A 23399-nucleotide genomic window follows, 5' to 3' on the forward strand; every position below is an offset into this window, starting at 1 on the left:
GGGCGAAATCATCGAAACGCCGATCATTTCGAACTTTAAGGAAGGTCTGACCGTTCTCGAGTATTTCAACTCGACCCACGGTGCCCGTAAGGGTCTGGCCGATACTGCACTGAAGACAGCGAACTCGGGTTATCTGACTCGCCGTCTGGTGGACGTATCGCAGGATTGCACCATCGTTGAAGTCGATTGCGGAACAGAGCGCGCTCTGGAAATGCGCTCAATCGTTCAGGGTGGTTCGACCATTGCCTCGCTCGGTGAACGTGTCCTTGGACGTACCACGGCGGAAGACATCATCGGTCTTGACGGCAAGGTATTGATCCCATCGGGAACCCTGCTGGACGAGCCAATGGTTGTAGCGATGGAAGAAACCGGACTTCAGGCTCTGAAGATTCGCTCGCCACTGGTGTGCGAATCTAAGGTCGGCGTTTGTGGTACATGCTACGGCCGTGACCTTGCGCGCGGAACGCCTGTGAATATCGGTGAAGCTGTCGGCGTTATCGCTGCCCAGTCCATCGGTGAGCCTGGCACACAGTTGACCATGCGTACGTTTCACATCGGTGGTGCAGCGCAGTTGAACGAGCAGTCCAACCTTGATGCAACTGCATCGGGTAAGGTCATGTATCGCGATCTGCCAAGCATCGTCGACAAGCGTAAGAAGCGTTTGGCAATGGCACGTAACGGTGAATTGATCATCGTCGACAAGGATGGCCGTGAAATGGAAATCCACCGTCTGCCTTATGGTGCGACGCTGGCATTCCCTGATGGCGCTGAAGTCAGCGTTGGTGACCGCTTGGCCGAATGGGATCCATTCACCATGCCGATCATCACCGAAAAGTCGGGTATTGTGAAGTATCAGGACCTGATCGACGGCAAGACGCTGACCGAACAAACCGACGAAGCAACAGGTATCGCCCAGCGCGTCGTTATCGAAGACCGTGCAGGAAGCCGCACCAAGAAGGAAGATCTTCGCCCACGCATTACGCTGCTGGACGATGATAGCGGCGAAGCTGCGCGATATCTTCTCGGCGTTGGCACAATGCTTTCGGTTGAAGATGGTGCAACGGTTCAGGCCGGTGACGTTCTGGCCCGTGTGACCCGTGAGTCTGCCAAGACTCGCGACATTACCGGTGGTCTGCCACGCGTTGCCGAATTGTTCGAAGCACGCATTCCAAAGGACAATGCGATCATCGCCAAGATCTCGGGCCGCGTTGAGTTCGTCCGTGATTACAAGGCAAAGCGCAAGATCGCGATTGTGCCGGAAGAAGGCGATCGTATCGAGTATCTGATCCAGAAGTCCAAGGTCCTCGACGTTCAGGAAGGCGATTTCGTCCGCAAGGGCGATAACCTGATTGCTGGTTCGCCGAACCCGCATGACATCCTCGAAGTCATGGGCATTGAGGCGCTGGCTGAATATCTGGTCGCAGAAATTCAGGAAGTGTATCGTCTGCAGGGCGTGAAGATCAACGATAAGCACATCGAAACGATCGTTCGTCAGATGTTGCAAAAGGTTGAGATCACCTTTGGTGGCGACACCACGTTGCTTCCGGGCGAACAGGTCGACCGCGAAGAAATGGACGCGATCAACTCCAAATTGACCAAGGGTCAGGCGCCGGCAACGGGTAACCCCGTATTGCTCGGCATCACCAAGGCATCGTTGCAGACGCGTTCGTTCATCTCGGCTGCATCCTTCCAGGAAACCACACGCGTCCTCACGCAGGCCGCTGTGGAAGGTAAGAAGGACATTTTGACCGGACTGAAGGAAAACGTGATCGTGGGTCGCCTCATTCCAGCGGGTACTGGCTCTGCCATGAACCGTATGCGGATTGCAGCAACGAGCCGCGATGTTGCGCTTCGTGCCAGCTACAAGAAGCTTCAGGAAAGCCTGATTGCCCCGGAGACAGCGGCTGAAGAGCATGCTGCCGAATTGGCTCAGGGTCCAGAAGCGGCAATTGGCGATGATGTGTTGGCCAAGGTCATTTCGGATGATTTGACTACGGAAGACCCGGCAATCGATGATGTCATGGATACCAACGAAGACTCATAATCTGCTTCTCACGTTGAAAACAAAAGCCCGCTGGACGCAATTCCGGCGGGCTTCTTGTTAGGGAAATGTGCCTAGAGGTCGATCAGAATTTCCCTGACAAAGTCAGCTGCAAGAGCGGATCGAGTCTCCGTTCCCGATTTATAATCTGTGCCAGCGTGTTCGAGGCACGCGTTCCGCTGTAGATGAAACGGTCTCTTTCAAAGCCAGGCAAGTCCGTTACCTGAAACCGGATCGTACCAAATTTGAATTTGCTGTATTCGATGAACAATGTTGTCCGCGTTCCATCGCGTTGGCGGCGCAGCTCGTTCAGGAAATATGCGTAGTTGGCCTGTTGGACGCTAAAAGATGCCCCATAGACGAGCCCCAAATCCGCGACGTCGTAGCGGATATCCCATTGCTGATGCCATAATGGCCGGTTCGACATGCGCCTGTTGACGCCCGTGACAGGGTCAGTTACGCGGCTTCCATGGTAATGACCGATGTAGCGCGCTTCCATGCCTGTGAAGCCCACATTCTTCGTCAGCCAGTCTAAAGGCAGTGTGATTTCCAGCTCGCCATTCCATCTGGTGCTTTTGCCAATATTGCCAGTGCCATCGAACTGCGCGGTGATATTTCCGTTGGCATCGCGCAGCGTGACAGGCACCAAGTCCTGGGTATCGGTCACTTTTTGGTAATCGCCACGAAATTGGATACTGCCACGCTCCAGAAACTTATGACGGACAAGCGCCGACAGCGTGGTCGTCTTTTCCGGCACAAGATCGGCATTTCCTGCATCGACTTGGTTGCCGACGGTCACATCAACCGACGTCGCGAAATCATTGAAGTTTAGCTGCGCCACCTGACGTTCTGCGCGCAGCTCTAATGTCGTTTGCGGGTCGATAGTCCATGTCGCGATTGCCCGTGGTTTGATAAAACTAAAGCTTCGTGCCGCTGTGCTGTCTCCAGCCAACGTCAATTTGGAGAACTCTGCGATTGCGCCGGCTTCAACCTTCCACGACGGGCTAAGCGCCCAGACGTCGCTGACGAAAGGTTCAAATCGCGTCTCTTCGACCAACACATTCGATGCCGGAAAATTGGTCACAGCCCCGGCAACCGAGTTTGTAACACTAAAGCGGGCGTCCAACCGATTATAAGCGACCTCAGCGCCAAATTGGATAGCGTGCCGGGCAATGCCGTTCCAATCATTCTGGATGCGAACCACCGCTTCTGTCGGCTTGTTTCGGCTGCGCGTTTCGAACAGGGTCACTGGCTGCCCGATGCGGGCAATTTGAATGCTGCTGTCATTGCTCTCCTGCGCTGACCGGTAAAGCGTTACTATTTTGGTGCTTGTCTTGGGCAAGACCGAAAATTCAACATCCCCGCCAAGTTCATAATTTATGTCGCTGACCGGTCCACCTCGCAACAACAATTCAGCCCCCGTGATGGCTCCCGCCCTATTGAAATAATCGGCGTTACGGATATCAAACCCGTCGCTCCAGCGCACTTGTCCGTTGATATTGAGCTTGGTTCCGCCAATTTTGGTTTTGACGGCTCCTCCAAGCGCCACTTGGTCATACCCGCCTTTCCCGGTATAAAATCGACGTTCGACGAGCTCTGCTGCGGGGGTACTGAAATCTTCCGGACCAAATCCGTAAACGCGCTCAGAATATGAAGACAGGTTCAGTTCGTAGCTGGTTTCGCCCCGGCGCAATGTCGCCGACGCGTTGACCGATGGTTGAAAGCCATAACGCGTCCCTGCAACAATAGTCCCCTCATAGGTGCCATTGACCTTCGCGGACCGTTTGCGGACGATGTTGACCACTTGTCCTTGCCCTGGCGCTTCGGTGTCCGCACCAGCCTGTTCCGACAGCGTGATATACTCAACTTGACTGGCCGGTATTCGTGACAGGATAGTGGTGATATCGTCGGACTTGGTGGACGGGCGGTCACCGTCAACCAGTACATTGCCCGCGTTTTCACCAAAGCCGCGACGCCCGTCCCCGGCATTAATCGAAAATCCGGGTATCCGTTTTACCATATCAAGTGCCGTGACAGGGGCGTAAGGTGCAAAAAAGTCAGGCGTAAATTGCCGTTCCCCTTTTTTCATCGATGGCTGTTCGACCTCAGCGGCGTCATCTTTTGCAAAAGCGATCTGGGGCATAGCCAAGGCAGCCGCCGCTGTTGCCAGCAGAGCTAGCCGAAAATTCAAACAAGACATGAAACCTCCCGAACGACCCGCGCGCTATCATTGCTCTGCGGTGTGTTTACCGTTTAGCGTCGGGACAGGGTTTGGCGGAAGCGGCGTTCGACCAACGAGCCTCTCAATCGACAAGGTGCCCTACTCACGCTCGATTGGGTCGTTAGTCGATGTTCTGAGTCATTTCGCAGATAGCGCGGAATTATATGGGGCGATCTTGCTCGTCAGCGATTTGTTTGCTGATCTCCGCCGCCTTCTCACACGAATCTTCGTCCCCATCTGCACAGCGTTCGCCCGCTTTATCGCGCTGCCGGGCAAGTTTGCCGAGATTTTCCTCGCGCTTCCGCAGTTCGCGGCCGCGCTTTTCATCCGACTCAGACTGGCTCGTTGTGAGGACGTCAGCAGTTTTCGACACAATTTTTACAGGGGCAGTAATGACGTCACCAACCAAAGACGCCACGCATCCCTGCAACAACAACATCACTGGCATAAAAGCCAAGACCAATTTTGTATTACGCGCCAAATTATGTCCTCTCTGCGACAGCTATTTCAGCAAATTGACCGCAATTGCGCGCACTTGGTCGGCCATATCTGGCCGTTGAAGCGCAAGGGCAAGATTCGCCTCGATATAACCAACCTTTGACCCGCAATCATAACGGTTGCCATCAAATGTCACCGCATTGAATGGCTGCTTGCCAATCATCTGCGCCATAGCATCCGTCAGCTGAATTTCACCACCAGCGCCTTTTTCTTGGCCCTCAAGGATATGCATGACTTCGGGTTGAAGGATGTAGCGGCCTGACACGATGAGGTTCGATGGGGCATCTTCAACCCTTGGTTTTTCCACAAGGCCCAACACCTCAGTCACAGCGCCGTTCGCTGCGCCCGGCGCGATAACGCCGTAGCTAGATACTGCGTCGCGTGGCACTTCAAGAACGCTGATGATGTTACCGCCAATCGCTTGATAGGCATCCACCATCTGCTTCATGCAACCCGGAGAGCCATGCATAAACTCGTCGGCAAGGAATATCGCAAATGGCTCGTCGCCGATAATGTCCCGCGCGCACCAGATGGCGTGCCCAAGCCCAAGCGGCTCTTGTTGCCGGACATAGACGCAGTTTCCGGGGGTGAGCCGTGAATTCGCCAAGACCGACGCGTCCTTGCCGCGCGCGTTCAGCGTGTACTCAAGCTCAAAAGCGATATCAAAATGGTCCTCAATCGCGCTTTTGCCGCGTCCTGTGACGAAGATCATTTGTTCGATGCCCGCCTCGCGTGCTTCATCGACCGCATATTGGATGAGGGGGCTGTCGATGATCGGCAGCATCTCTTTTGGAATGGCTTTTGTCGCTGGCAGGAAACGGGTTCCCAGACCAGCGACAGGAAAGACAGCCTTACGAACAGGTTTGTGAATCATCATGCCTGCTTAACGCACGAAACCGCATTGTCTATCCCGACTTGGCGAGCCGTTCGGCAAATCCTTTTTTCAGTTTCGCCAACTTGGGTGGAATGACGGCAAGGCAATAGGGGTTTCGCTGCCCTTCGCCTTCCCAATATTCCTGATGATAATCCTCTGCAGGATACCAGGTTGCCGGACCCTCAATCGATGTCACAATCGGCGCTGGCCAGTCAGTCGCGGCATTCAGGATACCAGCTTCGGCATCGGCCTTCTGTTCGTCATTGAGTGGGAATATTGCGGAGCGATATTGCGTGCCAACGTCGTTGCCCTGCCGGTTCAGCTGCGTTGGATCATGGGTCGCAAAAAATATCTCGAGTAAATCGGCGTAGCTGATGATTTCGGCATCAAATGCGATGCGGATGGCTTCGGCATGCCCCGTACGACCGCCACACACGTCCTTATAGGTCGGATCGACAGTTTGCCCCCCGATGTAGCCGCTTTCGACGCTGCTGACGCCGTTTAACTGACCGAAAACAGCTTCGGTACACCAGAAACAGCCTCCTGCAAAAATGGCCTCTTGTTGTGGCATGTGCTTATCCTTGAATTTGAGCAGATTTTTCGGCCGTCGCCGCATCTCCGCGCACCACCAGCAGATACATGGCTGGCGTGACAATACGTGATAGCAAAGTGGAGGAAATCAACCCCCCAATCAGCACAATCGCCAGCGGTGAATAGAGACTACCGCCAAAAAGCGCGAGCGGCATCAGTCCGCCAATCGCAGTAATGGAGGTCAGAAGCACAGGAAGGAACCGCACTTCGCCCGCCTTTTCAATTGCCTCGCGCAATGCATAACCGCGATCCCGCAACTGCGTCGTGAAATCCACGAGGAGGATTGAGTTTTTTATCTCAATTCCGATGAGCGCGATAAAACCGATAATCGCAAGGAAGGACAGGTTATTGCCCGTCGCAAGCAGAGCGATGAGGCCGCCAAAAGTGCCCAAAGGTATGACCCCCGCCACGACCAGCGCCTCTTTAAATCGGCCAAACTCGGCGACGAGGATTGCAAAGATGCTGAATAATGCCACCATCACAACTGGGCCGAAACCTGCAAAAGTATCATTGATTTTTTCGGCCTCCCCACCAACTGCAATCGAGTAGCCGGGCTTAAGCGGGATGCCATCCATTTTTTTCTGTGCATCAAGGTTAACTTTGGAGACAACGACTCCGTCCATAATTTGCGCCGTAACGCTCACATTGCGTTGCAAATTATATCGGTAAATCGCAGCGGGTGTTGATTCCAGCGTCGGGTCTGAAATTTCGGCCAATTGGACAGCCTGTCCGCCGCGGTTTGAGACGTAAATTGATTCCAACGCAGAAATGGGCTGCGTTTCCGAAAACGGCAGGCGCACTACGACCGGGTAGCTATCACCTTCGGCATCCCGGTAAGTTCCCGCACGCTCGCCACTCAATGCAAGCCGTATCGCCCGCCGCGCCGCGCCTGCCGGGACATCAAGCAGTGCGGCTTTGGCATCGTTCACTCGGATATCGAGATCGACCTTGTCGAACGCCACGGGATTATTGACGTCTCTGGTGCCAGGTGTTTCGCGTAGAACTTGCTCCATGCTTGCAGCCACGCGCTTTAGTTCATCCTGATCAGGTCCATAGGCGCGAAATTCTACAGGGGCGTTGATTGGTGCGCCGTTTTGGAACAATAACAGCTTAATTCGTGCACCAGGTATTTGGTCAAGTTGATTGCGCAGTCGGCTGACCATATCGCGGGACTTTGCGCCTTCCCAGTTGTCCATGATCGCCAGCACCTCGCCATGGGTGGGGTTTTCGCCGCGCTGAAAGACATTGTAGAACACGGGCGGATTATAAGCGCCTACATTTTCGGCGCGCACTTTGATCGCAGGTTCTGTCTTCAAGATCGCCGACACCTGCCGGACAATGCGGTCTGTCTCGTTGATGCTTGCTCCTTGCTCGGCTTCAACCGTCACGCGAAAATAGGATGTGTCGGCATTTGGAAACAGGCTGAAACCAAGCAGCGGAATGAGCAGAAAGGCGGCAGTCGTGCCGATAAGCGCGCCCCAGACAGATCGACGGGGTCGGTCAAGCGCCCAGTGCAGCAAGGGATGGTAGAACCGATCAATCTTACGCATCAGCCATTGCAGCAATGCGCTCCCCTCCTCTGGTTCATCCCCTTTCAAAAGCCGACTGGCAAGAAACGGCACGATAGTTAAGGATACAATCATCGATGCCGTTATGGTTGCGACAATCGTCCCGATGAAACTTTGGACAAATTTGCCCGCGCCTTCGGGTAAAAAGAACAAAGGCAGAAATGCAAACACCAGCACGCCGGTTGATCCCAATACAGCCATGGTGATTTCTTTGGTGCCGTCTATGGCGGCGTCACTGCGGCTTTTACCCATGCGCAGATGGCGTGCGATATTTTCAACGACGACAATAGAATCGTCGACCAGCAGTCCCAAAGTCAGAATGAACCCCGCAACGACAAGTTGGCTCAAGTTAAAACCATATGCCGATATCGCCAACAGCCCGGAGGCAATAGAGAGCGGGATTGAAATCATCACGATGACCGAAGCCCGCCAACCCAATGGCAGTAATGTGATCAATACCAGAAACAGCGCGATGGCAAAATCACGCGCGAGCTCGTTCAGCCGTTTGGTGATATCTCTGCTTTGATCAAATTGCACAACAGCCCGAATGTCGGGCGGGAGGAGTTGTTGCTGCAGCGCCAGTTCCGCGACCAGCTTGTTCCGCAGTTTGGTGGCGTCTGTACCCTGTTTCTGATTTGCGGTGATGAAAATGGCGCGTTTGCCGTTGTGGCTGACCTTTACGCGCTGCTCTGCGCTGCTGATGGCGACATTGGCCACTTCCCCTACCCGGACGATTGAGCCGTCATTCGTTCTAATGGGCAGATTGCGGATTTTTTCGACGTCGCGAAAGGCACCGCCGGTTTCGACGTTGAACCTGCGTGCTCCACTGTTGACTGAGCCAGCGGGAACGTCGGCCCCACCCACGCGGATGGCGTCCACCAATACGCTTGCGGGGATCCGAAGTTGAGCAAGCCTGCCGGAGTTTATCGCAACGCTGACTTCGGGTTGGGGAAGGCCATAAATATCGGCTTCGCGAACCTCTTTATATCTGCCCAACGCTTCGCTGATGTCGCGGGCATATTTTTCCATGCGATACCAACTTGCTGACTCGCTCAGTAATGCAATTTGCAGGATTGAAGTGTTTGTCGTGCGAATCTTCTCGAAATGTAGTCGTTGCAGGTCCGACGGGAGTTGATTGCGGATCGCGGTGACTTCGCGCACTGTGTCGTTAAAATATTGGTCAGGATCGCCAGACCAATCGAATTCGGCCCGGATGACTGCGTTTCCGTCGCTGCTGGTCGACGCAACATTCTGCACGTCCTCGAGCCCCTGAACCAATTCCTCGATTGGCTTAGTGATCGTTTGCTCGATCTCCGCTGCATCGGCTCCGGGCTGTGACGCGACAATCGATACTACTGGCATGGAAAAATGCGGATCCACCGCGCGCGGAACCTGTTGGAATGCGGAAAACCCTAAAGCGCATAACAGCGTAAATAATACGAGCGTCAGCTGCCATTTGCGAATAGCGAACTCCGCGATATGCATATGCTACGGTCGCCCCTCAACAATGCGGACAACCGACCCTATGCGCAGCTTTTCCAATCCGGATGTGACAACCCTGTCGCCCACCCTCAATCCGCCGGACAGAAGGACAAACTCGTCCGTAACGCGTTCAATATTTACATTGCGTGTTTCTACGCGGTTATCTGCGTTGACGATGTAGACAAGACCTTCACCCGTTCGCACGCCAAACAAAGCGCTGGCAGGAACCTGCATTTGCGTACCACCATCCGAGGCGGGCAGCTTAAAAGTCGCGGTCCCGATTTGCCCGGACCGCAATTGCGGGCGATTTGGGAGGCGGAACTGCACCGAAAAAGCGCCCGTCGCTTCATTCGCGCGGCCATCAATTTCAGAAATAGTCGCGGTAACGGGTGCGTCGCCTGCTGATTCAATCAAGATATCCGCCGCCATGCCCACGCGCAGTTTTGACGCATCGCGGTCAACAATCGGCACACGAAACACAAAGCCACCCTCTGCCTCACCCAGCATGAGCACTGGGGTACCAGCGGCGATTACTTGCCCTGCCTGCACATTGCGCATCAGAACGACTCCGCCTGACGGAGCGTAAAGCTGCGCCGTATTGCGCGCAAAGCCTGCCTGGCTAAGGCGCGCCTCTGCGCCTTTCAGTGCCGCGTCTGCGGCTTCGAATCGCGCCTTTGTCACCCAGCCATCGGCGTAAAGCGAACGCACGCGTTCAAACTCTGCCCGTATCCGGTCACGCTCGGCGGCCGCGACGCTCATGTCTGCGCCTACCGACGTTGTATCCAGTGCAGCTAATAATGCGCCACGCTTTACGACATCTCCCTCTTCGAAACGCACCACAGCCACCTTGCCCGCCGAAGTGAAGCCCAAAGGTGTTTCGCGGCGATAGCGTACCGTTCCAACCGCGCTAATTTCGCGCTGGAATTTCTGGGTTTCCACCGTAAATATCTGAACAGGCTGAACCTTTTCAACCGCGGTTTTGCCCGCGCTCGTGTCCTCTCCGCAAGCGGCAAGCGACAGCACCAACAAAAACCCGCCCGACAATTTCCGTGATATCGCCAACCGGCCCTCCCCTGCGATGCCGATCAGCAATAGGAGAATTCTACGCAAGAAGAAACAGTTTTAATATGCAACCTAATTTATTATTCAGAGGTCATCAATAAAGGCGGTGGGCGCAGACCGTCCTCAGCGGGGACACTCGCAATTCTGGCAATTTCCTGCTGCATAACTCTCTGTCGGTTTTTCCAGCGCAAATGCGTTCCGGCTGAAAAAATCCCAAGCCCTGATTTTCGACCATATCTTTCGGCAAAACGAAGCGCTGCTGCTGTGTCATATCCAGCGTTGGCCATGAGCCATACCGACAAGCGATCCGCCTCAATCTCTGTCGCCAAAATCTCCTTGTTGCTTTTGCCGCTGGTGGCAAGCCGTTGCCGATGTCCCAACAAATTGTGGGACATTTCATGCGCAACAATCGCAGCGAGTTCAGCATCGTTCTTTTCGGTAAAATCGAGCAGTCCCTCAGTGACGCGAACCGACACACCATCGGCGCCTGCGTCCAAACGGGAACTGGTGTCTAGCCAAAATCGCGATGCGCAGATTGCAGCCGGGTTGAACGCGAACTGTTTTCTCCCGTTTGCCGTTTCCAATGTTATTTTAACTGGAGCTGGTCGATCGAATGCATCGCTAAAGATGTTTTGGACCGTCTCAAGCCGAGCGCTAGCGCGTTTATTTTTGGCAAATGACAGACCCGAGATTGTAAGATCATTCACTGCGATGATCCCGTCGCCCGGCTTCAACCTAATAGCTTCAGCCGTGCCACCGGGAACCACTGCAGATACCGCCACCGCAGATCGAAAACCAAATGCAGCCTGCGCAATATCTGGGTCAGGATATTGCGACTTGTCATGGAGCACCCATCCGGGATTACGGCTCTTGCGTTTGCAAAACGGGGCACTGCCCTTGGCCAGGCGGTACCCAACGGTTGCCAGGCGCAAGTCCTGCTCGGCTAAGGCGCGATAGGCCATTATGTCGTCGGTTGGGGACGCAGCAGCAAGCTGAGCCATGGACAAAGCCACAAAGCCTAACAGGCTCAGCCATTGCATCACCGCACTGTGGCCCGATTTAACCTGTCGTTAATTGCGATGCCAATGCCTTCACGCGGAATAGGCGCAACGGCGATCGAACGTGCGGCACTGGCGTCGGCATGGTGCATTGCGTCAAAAAGGTTCGCCGCAGCCTGCGCCAAATTTCCCGATGCCGATAAATTGTAGTCGCCCGAAATTGAACCGAACCCAATCAGCCATTCCGCTGGCTCTGGCGCGGTGACATTTAATCGCACAGGCTTGGTTGGAGCATAATGGCTGGACATCTGTCCTGGGGCCTCAATGGTCGTATTCTGGGCGACGAGGGGCTTACATCCGACCACGCGTTCGATGTCCTCTGGAGTGACTGGGCCGGGCCGCAAAATCTCCCAACCATCGTCACGGATGGCGACTATTGTCGATTCCAATCCTGCCGCACATGGACCGCCGTCCAAAATCATCGGCACTGCCCCTCCAAGCCCCGCCAGCACATGTTCGGCGCGCGTGGGGCTAATTCCCCCGCTTGGGTTCGCAGAGGGCGCAGCGAGGCTTAAACCGCTTTTGGCGAGGAGTGCTTGCATGACGGGGTGCGCGGACCATCGGATGGCAATTGTGGGCAGTCCGGCAGTGACGGCGCGCGTTATGGGTGCATCGGGCTGCAAAGGAAGCACAAGCGTCAACGGCCCCGGCCAAAAGGCGTCAGCAATGCGCTCCGCCATGTCGTTGAACACCGCAAGTTTCCTAGCCGCTGATATGTCGGCAACATGGACAATAAGCGGATTAAAGTCGGGACGTCCCTTTGCCGCGTAAATCCGCGCCACAGCGTCTGCATTTTGCGCATCAGCCGCGAGGCCATAAACGGTCTCGGTGGGAATCGCCACGATTTGTCCGGCATGCAAAAACTGGGCCGCAGCGGTAATTGCAGCGTCATCTGCTGGCACAACCCAGCCATTCCCCAAGGTATTTGAGCCAAACATCATTCGCGGCTATAGGCGGTGGCGTACCCCGTTTAACAGGATTTTTTATCACTCATGGCGTTTTCAGCACCCGTCGCAGAACAGAATTTCGTCCTTAAGCATATCGTCGGCATTGAAGGCTTGGCGCAACATGCCCGTTTTGCGGATGCGACGCCTGACATGGTGCAAGCCATTGTCGAGGGCATCGGCGCTTTTGCAGAAGGCGAATTCGCGCCTCTCAACCGCATCGGCGACACCGTTGGCGCGCGGCTGATCAATGGCAAAGTCGTCATGCCCGATGGATTTGTTGCGGCATACAAAGCCTATGTTGCCAATGGTTGGGGCTCGATCAATGCGCCTGCCGAATTTGGCGGGCAAGGCCTACCATTTTCGATGGCGACGGTCGCGCTGGATTCGCTCGGCGCGGCAAATATGGCGTTTGCTTTGTGCCCTATCCTTTCAGTAGGCGCGATTGAGGCGATCAACCATCATGGTTCTGACCGGCAGAAAGGGCTTTTTCTGCCCAAGCTTTCGACGGGAGAATATTCCGGCACGATGAACCTTACTGAGCCACAGGCAGGCTCTGATGTCGGCGCGTTGAAATCAACAGCAACCCCGCGCGGCGATGGCACGTATCAGATAAAGGGTACAAAGATTTACATCAGCTTCGGCGATCATGACATGGCCGAAAATATTGTGCACCTGGTGCTTGCTCGTACGCCAGACGGCCCCGCGGGAACCAAAGGTATTTCTTTATTTCTTGTTCCAAAATATCAGGTTACCGCCGATGGCACGGTTGACAAACCTAATGATATCAAGGTCGTATCAATTGAACATAAGATGGGTATTAACGCGTCACCAACTTGTGTTTTGGCCTTTGGGGAAGAAGGCGAATGCATTGGCGAACTTATCGGCCCGGAATTTGGCGGCATGCGCGCTATGTTCACGATGATGAACAATGCACGGCTTAATGTCGGCCTGCAAGGCGTTCAAATCGCTGAAGCCGCGACGCAAAAGGCCATTTGGTTCGCGCGTGAGCGTGTTCAATCAGCCAAAGCCAGCGAGCCATCGCGCGCACCTGTTGCCATCGTCGAACATCCAGACGTCCGCCGCATGCTGCTGCGTATGAAGGCGGGGACTCAAGCGATACGCGCATTGTTGTATTTTGCGTCCGGTTATGTCGACCGCGCGACGCTTGGGCAAGCAGGCGCACAAGAAATGGTCGATCTGCTAACGCCATTGGCAAAAACCTACGGCACTGACTTGGGGAGCGAAATTGCCTCGCTTGGTATTCAGGTGCATGGCGGCATGGGTTTTGTCGAGGAAACGGGTGCCGCGCAACATTATCGCGATATCCGCATTGCCGCCATTTACGAAGGCACCAACGGCATTCAGGCCGCTGACCTTGTGGGCCGCAAGCTTGCGATGCAGGGCGGCGATGTCATCCGCAATCACCTGTCCGCGATCTCACTGGATGCAGCAGAGCAGCCTAGCCTCGCCGCACTGAGCGCAGCCTGCGCCGAAGTCACCGAATATATGCTCGGCGCTGACGTCGATGACCGTTTGGCGGGCAGTTACGCCTACACCAACATGATGGCGGTGGTGACCTCGGGTTGGCTGATGTTGAAACAATTACGTGCCGCCCAAGCCGATATCGCCAACGGCGACACCAGCGCGTTCCTGCGCACGAAAATGGCGGCCTGCCGTTATTATCTCGAGGTCATGGTGCCCGAAGCGATGGCCTATAAGGGCAGCGCCATGGCGGGTGCCGGCTTGCTTTACGCGGTTGATGCGGAGGAACTGGCGGCTTGAACGACCAGACCCTGAAACGCATTGCCGAAGCACTTGAACGGCTGTCGCCTCCGCCAGCGCCGCCGACCGATCTGTCGTCCTTTCCCGCATATCATTGGAATGGCTCGGCATTGGCGGCAGTCCATGATTTCAAGCCACTTCCGCTGGATTTGATCGTCGGTGTCGACCGACAAAAATCTGACCTTTTTGAAAATTGCCGACGCCACGCGGCAAACGCTGCAGCGCATGATGTTTTATTATGGGGGGCGCGAGGAATGGGAAAATCTGCACTCGTCAAATCGGTTGTGGCAGCATTGCAGGAGGAAGGATTCTTCATCGCGCTTGTCGAAGCAGCCGCCAGTCAAGTGACGAGCCTACCCGCTTTATTTGAGGAGCTTGGAGCATCCGGCAGACGGTATCTTTTGTTTGTCGACGATATCTCGTTCGAACCACATGATCAAAGCGCGCGCCTTTTGCGGTCTGTGTTGGAAGGCGGGGTTGAAGCGCGTCCGAATAATGTGCGGTTATGTGTTACGTCCAACCGGCGGAACATAGTTGAACGCGATAGCGCCCAACAAACAGACCCAGTTAACGGTCGTGACGCCATTGACGACAGCCTGGCCCTTGCTGACCGGTTCGGCCTTAAGCTCGGGTTTCAATATCCGGACCAAGATGCCTATTTACAGATGGTCGGATGCTATGCTGCGCATTTTGACCTGGACTGGGACGAAGCGGACGCGCTTGGCTTTGCCCAGGGACGCGGTGGACGGTCAGGCCGAATTGCATGGCATTATACCGTTGAGCTTGCAGGCAGAGCAGGCCGAAAGCTCTAGTTTTTCGCGCGCACCCGCCAGACGATATTTCCGACATCGTCACTGACCAAAAGCGCACCGTCTTTAGCAATAGCAAGCATTGTTGGACGGCCTTGCGCATTCCCATCCTTATCGAGAAACCCGGTCAGAATGTTAATTGGCTTACCAGCGGGTTCACCTTTCGGAAAAGGAACGAAAATGACATCATAGCCTGAAACAGGCTTCCGGTTCCATGAACCATGACGGGCAACAAACGCTCCTTCGGTTAGTCCGCTACCAAGCTTCGCATTGAAACCGAATGCAAGTCCAAGTGGTGCCGTATGGGCCCCCAGTGCGTAATCCGGGCGGCGTTCATATTCGCGCTTCTCCGGCTTTGGCGGAGAGACGCGGGCGTCGGTAAAGCCGCCCCAATAATGTTGTGGCCAGCCGTAATCAGAGCCGAATTCAACGAGTGCAAGATAATCCGGCACAAGATCGGAACCCAGCATGTCGCGTTCATTGACTACGGCCCACAATCGCCCAGCTTTATCCAAATCCATCCCAACGGGGTTCCGCAAGCCGACCGAATACGGAATTTTCTTGTCCTTGGCGATGTCATATTCAAACACCATCGCACGTCCGTTTTCGGTTTCTATGCCGTTTTCGCCGATGTTGCTATTGGATCCAACCGCGATGTAAATTTTCTTGCCGTCAGGCGAAGCCGCTAGATTTCGCGTCCAGTGATTGTTGGGGGCCATTGCATTGAAACGCGTGAGCTCTTTGCCCTTTTCCGCAATACTCGTGTCGCCTTCTGTATAAGGAAAGGCGAGTAACGCGTCGGTATTGGCAACATATAAAGTGTCACCCACAAGCACCATGCCAAATGGTGAATTAAGGCCAGTGATAAAAGGCGTTTTCAGCTCTGCTTTGCCATCGCCATCGGCATCACGCAGCAGCGTGATGCGGTTGGCTGAAGGAACGCCCGCGCCAGCCTTGCCCATTAGCCATTTCATGACAAACCCTTCAATGCCGCCCGATTTGCGCGGGGGCGAATTTGTCTCGGCCACCAATATGTCGCCATTGGGTAGCGTATAAAGGTTACGGGGATGATCGAGCCCCTCGGAAAATCGTTCCACGACAAGACCTGGAGCCGTGACCGGAGCTTCACCCGATTTCCAGCGATCGACGTCCGCAACTTTAATAGTTGGAAAAATCTGCGCCCGCCCTGCCGTTATTTCTGGCGTCGGACCAGTCACTGCCTCCAGCGGAAGGCGCGCAACGTCAGGACGGGTAATATACCACACCCCGGCGAGCGCCAGCACAATGAAGATGAGGACAATATTGCGAACATGTTTCCACATAATCTGCGACCCTTTTAACGACGCTTGCGGTCAATGACCCAGATCAGCACTGCGATGATGCAGCCAATACCCATGCCGATGACTAATCCGGCAGAGGGCTGGTCCATTGCAACGCCAATAATCGCGCCAAAGAGGAGCCCAAATGCGATGAAGATACCCCCGGCAAGGCGGGGCTGACTGTTTTCTGTTCCTGACATACCGCCCCCTTGCCACCAACTGTCATGCCCTAGCAAGCCCGATGTTTATCCTTAATTTTCGCTAACCAATTGCTTTGACGTAAATGGGAGACACAAATTGTAATGCGGTGACACGGCAGGGCCAAGGCACCCTCGGCCTGTCTGCCAACTAAAAAATGGAAAGTCGCTGTTTCTATGTATTTGCCGCTCTACGTTGAATCACGGGATGTTTTAGATGCGCAGGTCCTCATTGAACAATTCGGTCAATCAGCCGGCCTTGAAGCCGCCGACAGGGCCGTCAAGAGCCGCAACGTAGGCAACCATCTGCATTATTGCCGCTGGCGCCAAATTGAGCGGCTGATCATCGTCCTAAGCGCGCAGACGACATTTGGGACCGTTCACTAACCGACTTCATCAACGGGCTTCGGCGATAGCAGAAATCTAGCTTCCATCATCCAACGACAGCAGGGACGCATTGCCTCCAGCGCTTGTGGTATCGGTGCTTGTCGTTCGCTCCGCACAGAACCGGTAAAGATAATGTGGTCCGCCTGCCTTAGGGCCGGTGCCCGATAGCCCCTCGCCGCCAAATGGCTGGCTGCCGACTACCGCGCCAATCATTGATCGGTTAATATACAGGTTTCCTACGCGCGCCAATTGCTCGACCAGCGCACTACTCCCTGCAATCCGGCTATGCAGCCCCATTGTCAGGCCAAAACCCTTGGCATTGATTTTGGCGATAGTGGCTTCCAAAGTGCCGGCCTTCCATGTCGCCACGTGGACCAGCGGACCAAAATATTCGCGGTTTAATGCGCTGACATCGTCCAAACGGATCACCGTTGGCGGAACGTAAAGCCCTTTGGCAGGAACGGCAATTTCGTGAAGAATCTGGTCCTGAACACTCGAGCGATACGCCATAAGTAAATCATACGCGCTCTGGTCTATCACGGGGCCAATATCTGTTGCCGGGTCGGAAGGATCGCCGACGACCAGCGAATCCATGGCACCGCGCAGCATTTCGAGTGTATGATCGGCGATGTCTTCCTGAACAAGTAAAAGCCGCAATGCGGAACATCGTTGCCCCGCAGATTGAAAGCCCGAGAGGATGACATCGCGCACGACCTGTTCGGACAGAGCTGTCGAGTCGACGATCATGGCGTTCAGACCACCGGTTTCGGCAATCAACGGCACAAGCGGTCGGTGGTCATCCGCCAAAAGATTGCGCGCAATGGCCTTTGCGGTTGGCACCGACCCTGTGAAAACCACGCCAGATATGCGTGTGTCCGCGGTAAGGGCTGCCCCTGCATCACCGGCACCGATCACGATTTGCAGAACATCCTCTGGCACACCTGCCTCATGTGCAAGTGCCACCGCCAGATTGCCAATGGCCGGAGTCTGCGGTGCGGGCTTGGCTACAACGGTATTGCCAGCCACCAATGCGGCGGCGATCTGCCCGAGAAAAATGGCGAGTGGGAAATTCCATGGTGCAATCGCAACCCAGACACCGCGACCTTCATGACGCAAAACATTGCGTTCGCCCGTTGGACCCGGAAGTTCAATTGGCGCCAAGTCGACGCGCGCGCGGGCAGCGTAATAGCGGCAGAAATCAATCGCTTCGCGAACCTCTGAAAGCGCGTCGGGAATCGTTTTGCGCGCCTCTTGCACGGCAATCGCCATTAACCTGCCGCGGTTGATCTCCAACAAGTCAGCCAAGCGGTCGAGGCAGTCCGCCCGCGCGTCGACCGGCGTTTGTGCCCACGCGGGATAGGCCGCAAGCGCTAACTCTACAGCCTGAATTGGAGTGACACTGCTTGTTACGTCAAGTTTCAACGGCACCGCGATCTCCGCGGCAGTTTCCTTCAATATGGCCGCATCGTCTAGATCAATGCCCCTGCTGTTGACCCGTTCAGGCTGGAACAGATCCGCTGGTGCAACAATCGCCGGGTGACGCGTGCCGCCGACCGCAATGATTTTTTCCACGGGGTCAGCGAGCAACTCGTCTTCGCTAACGGATTGATCCGCTAATTGATGAACAAAACTGCTGTTTGCGCCATTTTCCAGCAAGCGCCGGACAAGATAGGCCAGCAAGTCACGGTGTCCACCTACTGGCGCATAGGTCCGGCACTGATAACCGTCCTCGCGCACCAGACGTTCAAACAGGCCTTCACCCATGCCGTGGAGGCGCTGGAATTCAAAGTCGCGTTCTGCCCCTGCCCATTCGAGGATGGTAGCTACAGTCAATGCGTTGTGCGTCGCAAAAGCCGGACGAATATTAGGCGCTGCAAACATATCCTTTGCGCAGGCGAGATAGGATACGTCCGTCGCAGCTTTGCGCGTGAAAAGCGGAAAATCGGTTAGGCCGCGTTCCTGCGCATGCTTGATTTCGCTGTCCCAATATGCGCCTTTCACAAGACGCACCTGCATGATGCGCCCGGTTTCTTTCCCCAAGGCGTCAGCCCATGCGAGTACCGGGCGGGCGCGCTTGGAATAGGCTTGTACCGCCATGCCAAGGCCATCCCAGCCACGCAATGAGGGGTCTCGCGCGACCGTTTCAATAATATCGAGGCTCATCTCAAGCCGTGCGGCTTCCTCAGCGTCAATTGTGAGTTGAACACCTAAGGAAGATGCAGATTGCGCCAGCACGCGGACCATCTCGGCGAGTTCATGCACCGATTTGGCACTTTGCGCTGTTTCGTAACGTGGATGAAGCGCGGATAATTTTACCGAAACGCTGTGCCCTCGGGCCGCGTTACGGCCAACCGCCGCAATCGATGCTCTATAGGATTCAAAATAACGGGCAGCGTCATCTTTGGTCCGCGCCGCCTCCCCCAGCATATCGAAGCTGGCTGTAAATCCGCGATTGTCTTTGGTTTCCATGCGTTTCATGGCTTCGTCAATGTTGCGGCCCATGACGAAAACCTGCCCCATAAGCCGCATCGCTGCGCCGACCGCCTGACGGACAAAGGGTTCCCCGGCCTTCGCGATCAGGCGCTTGAGCGTGCTGCTACTGTCGCCAAGCACGGCTTTTCCAAGCACCAGCCCCCAAGTTGCACTGTTTACCAATAAGCTGGACGACTGACCTTTATGGTCGCTCCATTCTGCTTCAGTGAGCTTGTCTGCAATTAACAGATCAGCCGTCTGCGGATCGGGTACTCGCAGGAACGCTTCCGCCAACGACAAAAGCGCCGTCCCTTCCTCTGTTCCAAGCCGGTATTGCTGCAGAAACGAATTCACCCAACCATCCGCTTGGGCTTGGCGCAAATCATCAAGCAATCCACGCGCCCGATGAACAATTTCCCGCCGCACGCTGCCGTCAACGGTCGCAGAAACAACCAACGGTGCGAGTACTTCAGGTTCCGATTTGCGGTGAAAAGGGCGGATTGCAGAACGGGCAGATTCGAGCGATGAAGTCATGCAGACGCTTTGCAGGATAAAGCCCTACCAGACAAGTTTCAGTTGAAACGAAAAGACCAGCCTTCTTGTGAAGACTGGCCTTTCCGCTTCAGGCATTGCCTGAATTGTAATTTCGCCCGACGCCAAATGTGAGTTCAGGGGCGCCGCCGGACGAAATCTCTGAACCGTTTAGCGATATCGACGGCAGTTGCTGTCGGACTTGTCGATTGCTCGACCTGCCAACGCACCTACTGCTGCGCCAATGATGCTACCTTCGGTTTTGTTGCCGCGCCGTGCGACTTCATTGCCCAGCAAACCGCCTGCAACTGCGCCAATTACTGTGCCGCCTGTGCCCTTGTCGCAACGCGCGTTGTTGCGATAATTGTTATTACGATAATAACGGTCACCGCGGCGATATTCCCGGCGATCATAACGGTCTTGGCGATCTTCACGGCTGTAATAGCCATCATTATAATTGTCATGCGCCATGGCTGGCGTTACGGAAAAACCGGTCACGGCCGTAGCTGCAAGAACCAGCGCACCGATGGTTTTTTTCAAATTTCTCATGTTCGATACTCCTTCATTTTCAGTTTCGGCCCGGGATAGACAAATACGTAATTTGCTTTCCCGATAATTGCCTTATGAACTTAAGTCTTTGAGCCGAAGCTGAATGCGATTGTTATCCCCCGTTCATAATTAAAGGCATTATGATGAACGCTTCTGGGCGTCTGAAATAGATGAAGGTTAAACGCATCGGTCTGGGTATTGCTTTGGCGATTCTTTCTGTCGCTGGCGTTCGGACGGTCTATCCAAGTTATAGCCAAGACATCTCATTTACGCGACTTCTGCTCAATCCCGAGAATGCCGCGCAGCGGAAGGTGGGCGCACTGGATTTCGTTGCGGCATGGGAGATGCGCAGCAGGAATGACAATTTTGGCGGAATTTCGGCCTTATCGGCGATTGGCGATGGCCAGTTTATCGGCGTCGGCGACGCAGGCACGTTGATCAAGTTCACCCTTAACAGCGGAGCGCGTATCAGCCAGTCCAGCATTGCCCCTTTACCCGCTCTGCAAGGGCCCGAGATGAGCTTCAGGGATCGCGACAGCGAAGGGATTGCACATGATCCCGCTTCTGGCCAATTTTGGGTCAGCTTTGAGGGCCATCATGCAATCCGGCGATATTCGGCATCTTTTGGACAGCAGACAGCGCTAATACGTCCCGTTGATATGCAGGAATGGCCTCGGAACAAAGGTGCCGAGTGTATCATCCGATTAAACGACGGACGCTTCATCGTCATCGCCGAAAGCGTAGATGACGGCACGCATCCTGCCCTGCTGTTTTCTGGCGACCCAGTGGAACAAGGCAGTGCCGTAACTGCATTTCGGTTTCGTCCACCAACTGGCTATCGCGTTACCGACGGCGTGCAATTACCCGATGGACGAATCGCCATTATCAATCGCGCAATTGGTTTTCCCGGCGGGTTTTCAGCCAAAGTGTCGATATTGGATTTGCCAGCAATAAACCGGAACAGCATCGTTTATGCCAAGGTCATTGCTTCGCTCGCCGCACCGCTGCTCGTCGACAATCTCGAAGGCATCACCGCGACCGAGGAGGGGCAATATACCTACCTCTGGCTTGTGTCAGACAATAATTTTAGCATTTTTCAGCGGACGATACTGATGAAGTTTCGTTTGTCTGACCGCACGGATAATAAAAAACCGGCGGCAGTGACTGCCACCGGCTTGAATTCGTTTTAACGAAGGGCCGCAACAGCGCCCCTTCAAATCACGCCGCAGCTTTGTGCTTCTTAGCGATTTCTTTTTTCACCTTGCGCGCATTGGTCGAGAGCTTCTCGTCCGACGTCTTCAACAACCAGTTGTCCAGGCCGCCAACATGCTCGACCGAACGCAGACCATGGGTCGATACGCGAAACTTGTAGCCTTGCTCAAGCGCATCCGACAGCAAAGTGACATTCTGCAGATTCGGCAGGAATGTGCGCTTTGTCTTGTTGTTGGCGTGGCTCACATTATTGCCGACCAGACGGCCTTTACCGGTGAGTTCGCAGATGCGCGCCATGATATATGTCCTGTATAAAAAAGAGTGTGTGCGGAATCACTGACCCGCGAAAGTCGCTGCCCCTAACGCTCCACACAGAAAAGGTCAAGCCGATCTGTGGTCAAATGCGCTAATCTACGCTAGCAAAATGGAATGCCATTGACCAAAGCCCGCGAAATGATGACCGAAGCGCTGAACCTCGCTCAGGCCGCAGCTATCGCAGGCGAAGTGCCCGTTGGCGCTATTGTCGTCAAGGACGGGATCATTATCGGGCGCGGGGCCAACCGGCCCGTTAAAAGTCATGACCCCACTGCCCACGCCGAAATCATCGCTATCCGCGAGGCCGCGGCGCATTTGGGAAACGAGCGCCTGACCGGATGCGACCTGTGGGTGACCCTGGAACCTTGTGCGATGTGCGCTGGGGCAATTTCCCATGCGCGCATCGCTCGGCTCTATTATGGCGCTGACGACCCCAAGGGCGGCGCAGTAGCGCACGGTCCGCGGTTATTTGAACAACAGACCTTGCACCACCGGCCTGAAGTTTATTCCGGCATAGCCGCAGAAGAATCTGCGGCCTTGCTCAAAGCATTTTTCCAGAGCCGGCGTTAGCGCAGATTTTCACCGAAAAATTTGATGGTTCGTGTCCATGACAAGTCTGCTGCCGCCTTGTCGAATCGCGGTGTGCTGTCATTGTGGAAGCCATGTTGCGTGCCCGGGTAAAAATGGACCTGAAAATGTTTCTGGTTGGCAGTAAGCGCAGCCTGATACGGCAACCATCCGGCATTGATGCGTTCATCGACTTCGGCATAATGCACGAGCAATGGTGCCTTGATGGCTGGAACCTCTTCCGCTTTTGGCTGACGGCCGTAATAAGGCGCAGAAGCAGCCATTTCGGGATAGGCCACCGCCAGCGCGTTGCACACACCGCCACCATAACAAAAACCAACAACGCCGACTTTGCCCGTGCTGTCGGCATGGTCACGAAGAAATTCAAAGCTGGCGAAGAAATCCTCCAGCAGTTTTGCGGGATTTAGCTTGGCCTGTAATACGCGCCCTTTCTCGTCATCGCCGGGATAGCCGCCAACCGAAGAAAGACCATCGGGTCCAAGCGCCATGTAGCCCGCCTTCGCCAAACGCCGGACAACATCTTCGACATAAGGGTTTAAGCCGCGATTTTCGTGGATAACCAACACCGCGGGCAGCTTACCCTTCGCCTTGGCTGGCCGCGCCAGCAGTCCATTGATGCTGCCATGGCCGTCGGGACTTGGTACAGCCACCCGCGCAGTCATTATTGCGGGGTCATCTGCCTTCACTTGCTGCGCCAAAGCATAATCTGGCTTAAGCTGATTGAGGATCATCAACCCCGTAACGCCCGCGGCCGCAAATTTGCCCGCCTCGCGGATGAATTCGCGCTTGGTCATCTTCCCATGCACGTAGCCATCGAAGATTTCGAGAATATAGGGGTGGAAGTCACTTGCCTTCATGCGTGCTGACGTCGTGACAGGCTTCATCCCTTGATCTCC

General features: G+C 55.0%; 19 protein-coding genes and 1 pseudogene. 6 read left to right on the forward strand and 14 right to left on the reverse strand.

The window, feature by feature from the left end:
• Positions 1–2044 (forward strand): annotated as a pseudogene (locus ACLL9E_RS03750) (DNA-directed RNA polymerase subunit beta'); the annotation flags it as partial.
• Between the two features lie 82 nt (positions 2045–2126).
• Here ACLL9E_RS03750 and ACLL9E_RS03755 read toward each other — a convergent pair.
• From ACLL9E_RS03755 to ACLL9E_RS03790, 8 genes are all read right to left on the reverse strand, one after another.
• Entirely contained in the window at positions 2127–4241 is a 2115-nt protein-coding gene (locus ACLL9E_RS03755; protein ID WP_411290403.1) for a hypothetical protein, read from the reverse strand.
• Positions 4242–4422: 181 nt separating this feature from the next.
• Positions 4423–4743: a hypothetical protein gene (locus tag ACLL9E_RS03760; protein ID WP_411290404.1), complete on the reverse strand. Its 321-nt coding sequence runs from the start codon at positions 4741–4743 to the stop codon at positions 4423–4425.
• Between the two features lie 21 nt (positions 4744–4764).
• Complete coding sequence (gene galU, locus ACLL9E_RS03765; protein ID WP_411290428.1) at positions 4765–5634, reverse strand: UTP--glucose-1-phosphate uridylyltransferase GalU; 870 nt, start codon at positions 5632–5634, stop codon at positions 4765–4767.
• Between the two features lie 31 nt (positions 5635–5665).
• Entirely contained in the window at positions 5666–6205 is a 540-nt protein-coding gene (msrA, locus tag ACLL9E_RS03770) for a peptide-methionine (S)-S-oxide reductase MsrA (protein WP_411290405.1), read from the reverse strand.
• Between the two features lie 4 nt (positions 6206–6209).
• Entirely contained in the window at positions 6210–9278 is a 3069-nt protein-coding gene (locus ACLL9E_RS03775; protein ID WP_411290406.1) for an efflux RND transporter permease subunit, read from the reverse strand.
• A 3-nt stretch (positions 9279–9281) separates the two neighbouring features.
• Positions 9282–10337, reverse strand: coding sequence for an efflux RND transporter periplasmic adaptor subunit (locus tag ACLL9E_RS03780; protein ID WP_411290407.1), 1056 nt, complete (start codon positions 10335–10337; stop codon positions 9282–9284).
• Between the two features lie 80 nt (positions 10338–10417).
• A complete protein-coding gene (locus ACLL9E_RS03785) occupies positions 10418–11377 on the reverse strand; it encodes a M48 family metalloprotease (RefSeq protein WP_411290429.1) in 960 nt (319 codons plus the stop codon).
• Complete coding sequence (locus ACLL9E_RS03790; RefSeq protein ID WP_411290408.1) at positions 11377–12336, reverse strand: L-threonylcarbamoyladenylate synthase; 960 nt, start codon at positions 12334–12336, stop codon at positions 11377–11379. Before ACLL9E_RS03790 ends, ACLL9E_RS03785 begins: the two co-directional genes overlap by 1 nt.
• 51 nt (positions 12337–12387) lie before the next feature.
• Here ACLL9E_RS03790 and ACLL9E_RS03795 point away from each other — a divergent pair, with 51 nt between their 5' ends.
• Together ACLL9E_RS03795 and ACLL9E_RS03800 are read left to right on the forward strand one after the other, a co-directional pair.
• Positions 12388–14124: an acyl-CoA dehydrogenase gene (locus ACLL9E_RS03795; RefSeq protein ID WP_411290409.1), complete on the forward strand. Its 1737-nt coding sequence runs from the start codon at positions 12388–12390 to the stop codon at positions 14122–14124.
• Entirely contained in the window at positions 14121–14936 is an 816-nt protein-coding gene (locus ACLL9E_RS03800; RefSeq protein WP_411290410.1) for an ATP-binding protein, read from the forward strand. The genes ACLL9E_RS03795 and ACLL9E_RS03800 overlap by 4 nt, the downstream gene beginning before the upstream one ends.
• Here the strand turns inward: ACLL9E_RS03800 and ACLL9E_RS03805 are convergent.
• Together ACLL9E_RS03805 and ACLL9E_RS03810 are read right to left on the reverse strand one after the other, a co-directional pair.
• Positions 14933–16255 (reverse strand): PQQ-dependent sugar dehydrogenase, encoded by a 1323-nt coding sequence (locus tag ACLL9E_RS03805; RefSeq protein WP_411290411.1) that lies wholly within the window; start codon positions 16253–16255, stop codon positions 14933–14935. The genes ACLL9E_RS03800 and ACLL9E_RS03805 overlap by 4 nt on opposite strands.
• 14 nt (positions 16256–16269) lie before the next feature.
• Complete coding sequence (locus ACLL9E_RS03810) at positions 16270–16452, reverse strand: hypothetical protein (protein ID WP_411290412.1); 183 nt, start codon at positions 16450–16452, stop codon at positions 16270–16272.
• A gap of 174 nt (positions 16453–16626) precedes the next feature.
• Between ACLL9E_RS03810 and ACLL9E_RS03815 the strand changes: the two genes are divergently transcribed.
• Positions 16627–16836, forward strand: coding sequence for a hypothetical protein (locus tag ACLL9E_RS03815; protein WP_411290413.1), 210 nt, complete (start codon positions 16627–16629; stop codon positions 16834–16836).
• Between the two features lie 36 nt (positions 16837–16872).
• Here ACLL9E_RS03815 and ACLL9E_RS03820 read toward each other — a convergent pair whose 3' ends face one another.
• Both ACLL9E_RS03820 and ACLL9E_RS03825 read right to left on the reverse strand, forming a co-directional pair.
• On the reverse strand, positions 16873–19842 hold the full coding sequence (locus tag ACLL9E_RS03820) for an L-glutamate gamma-semialdehyde dehydrogenase (protein ID WP_411290414.1): 2970 nt from the start codon (positions 19840–19842) through the stop codon (positions 16873–16875).
• A gap of 168 nt (positions 19843–20010) precedes the next feature.
• Positions 20011–20388, reverse strand: a complete 378-nt coding sequence (locus tag ACLL9E_RS03825; RefSeq protein WP_411290415.1) for a glycine zipper 2TM domain-containing protein — start codon at positions 20386–20388, stop codon at positions 20011–20013.
• Positions 20389–20558: 170 nt separating this feature from the next.
• Here ACLL9E_RS03825 and ACLL9E_RS03830 point away from each other — a divergent pair, with 170 nt between their 5' ends.
• Complete coding sequence (locus ACLL9E_RS03830; protein WP_411290416.1) at positions 20559–21578, forward strand: esterase-like activity of phytase family protein; 1020 nt, start codon at positions 20559–20561, stop codon at positions 21576–21578.
• A 28-nt stretch (positions 21579–21606) separates the two neighbouring features.
• Here the strand turns inward: ACLL9E_RS03830 and rpmB are convergent, their stop codons facing one another.
• Complete coding sequence (gene rpmB, locus ACLL9E_RS03835; protein WP_295491958.1) at positions 21607–21897, reverse strand: 50S ribosomal protein L28; 291 nt, start codon at positions 21895–21897, stop codon at positions 21607–21609.
• A gap of 132 nt (positions 21898–22029) precedes the next feature.
• On the opposite strand from rpmB, the gene tadA reads away from it, so the two are divergent.
• Positions 22030–22485: a tRNA adenosine(34) deaminase TadA gene (tadA, locus tag ACLL9E_RS03840; RefSeq protein WP_411290417.1), complete on the forward strand. Its 456-nt coding sequence runs from the start codon at positions 22030–22032 to the stop codon at positions 22483–22485.
• On the opposite strand, the gene yghX is transcribed toward tadA, so the two are convergent.
• A complete protein-coding gene (yghX, locus tag ACLL9E_RS03845; RefSeq protein WP_411290418.1) occupies positions 22482–23387 on the reverse strand; it encodes a YghX family hydrolase in 906 nt (301 codons plus the stop codon). The two genes, tadA and yghX, sit on opposite strands and share 4 nt — an antisense overlap.
• Positions 23388–23399 lie beyond the last annotated feature (12 nt).

Source organism: Sphingorhabdus sp., from assembly GCF_046596595.1.
GTDB lineage: Bacteria > Pseudomonadota > Alphaproteobacteria > Sphingomonadales > Sphingomonadaceae > Sphingorhabdus_B.

Coding starts and splice junctions, on each gene's coding strand:
- galU (WP_411290428.1), bottom strand. CDS start 5,634: ATGATTCACAAACCTGTTCGTAAGGCTGTCTTTCCTGTCGCTGGTCTG.
- ACLL9E_RS03820 (WP_411290414.1), bottom strand. CDS start 19,842: ATGACTTCATCGCTCGAATCTGCCCGTTCTGCAATCCGCCCTTTTCAC.
- ACLL9E_RS03825 (WP_411290415.1), bottom strand. CDS start 20,388: ATGAGAAATTTGAAAAAAACCATCGGTGCGCTGGTTCTTGCAGCTACG.
- yghX (WP_411290418.1), bottom strand. CDS start 23,387: ATGAAGCCTGTCACGACGTCAGCACGCATGAAGGCAAGTGACTTCCAC.
- ACLL9E_RS03755 (WP_411290403.1), bottom strand. CDS start 4,241: ATGTCTTGTTTGAATTTTCGGCTAGCTCTGCTGGCAACAGCGGCGGCT.
- ACLL9E_RS03775 (WP_411290406.1), bottom strand. CDS start 9,278: ATGCATATCGCGGAGTTCGCTATTCGCAAATGGCAGCTGACGCTCGTA.
- ACLL9E_RS03830 (WP_411290416.1), top strand. CDS start 20,559: ATGAAGGTTAAACGCATCGGTCTGGGTATTGCTTTGGCGATTCTTTCT.
- ACLL9E_RS03805 (WP_411290411.1), bottom strand. CDS start 16,255: ATGTGGAAACATGTTCGCAATATTGTCCTCATCTTCATTGTGCTGGCG.
- ACLL9E_RS03815 (WP_411290413.1), top strand. CDS start 16,627: ATGTATTTGCCGCTCTACGTTGAATCACGGGATGTTTTAGATGCGCAG.
- tadA (WP_411290417.1), top strand. CDS start 22,030: ATGCCATTGACCAAAGCCCGCGAAATGATGACCGAAGCGCTGAACCTC.
- ACLL9E_RS03810 (WP_411290412.1), bottom strand. CDS start 16,452: ATGTCAGGAACAGAAAACAGTCAGCCCCGCCTTGCCGGGGGTATCTTC.
- ACLL9E_RS03790 (WP_411290408.1), bottom strand. CDS start 12,336: ATGATGTTTGGCTCAAATACCTTGGGGAATGGCTGGGTTGTGCCAGCA.
- msrA (WP_411290405.1), bottom strand. CDS start 6,205: ATGCCACAACAAGAGGCCATTTTTGCAGGAGGCTGTTTCTGGTGTACC.
- rpmB (WP_295491958.1), bottom strand. CDS start 21,897: ATGGCGCGCATCTGCGAACTCACCGGTAAAGGCCGTCTGGTCGGCAAT.
- ACLL9E_RS03795 (WP_411290409.1), top strand. CDS start 12,388: ATGGCGTTTTCAGCACCCGTCGCAGAACAGAATTTCGTCCTTAAGCAT.
- ACLL9E_RS03785 (WP_411290429.1), bottom strand. CDS start 11,377: ATGCAATGGCTGAGCCTGTTAGGCTTTGTGGCTTTGTCCATGGCTCAG.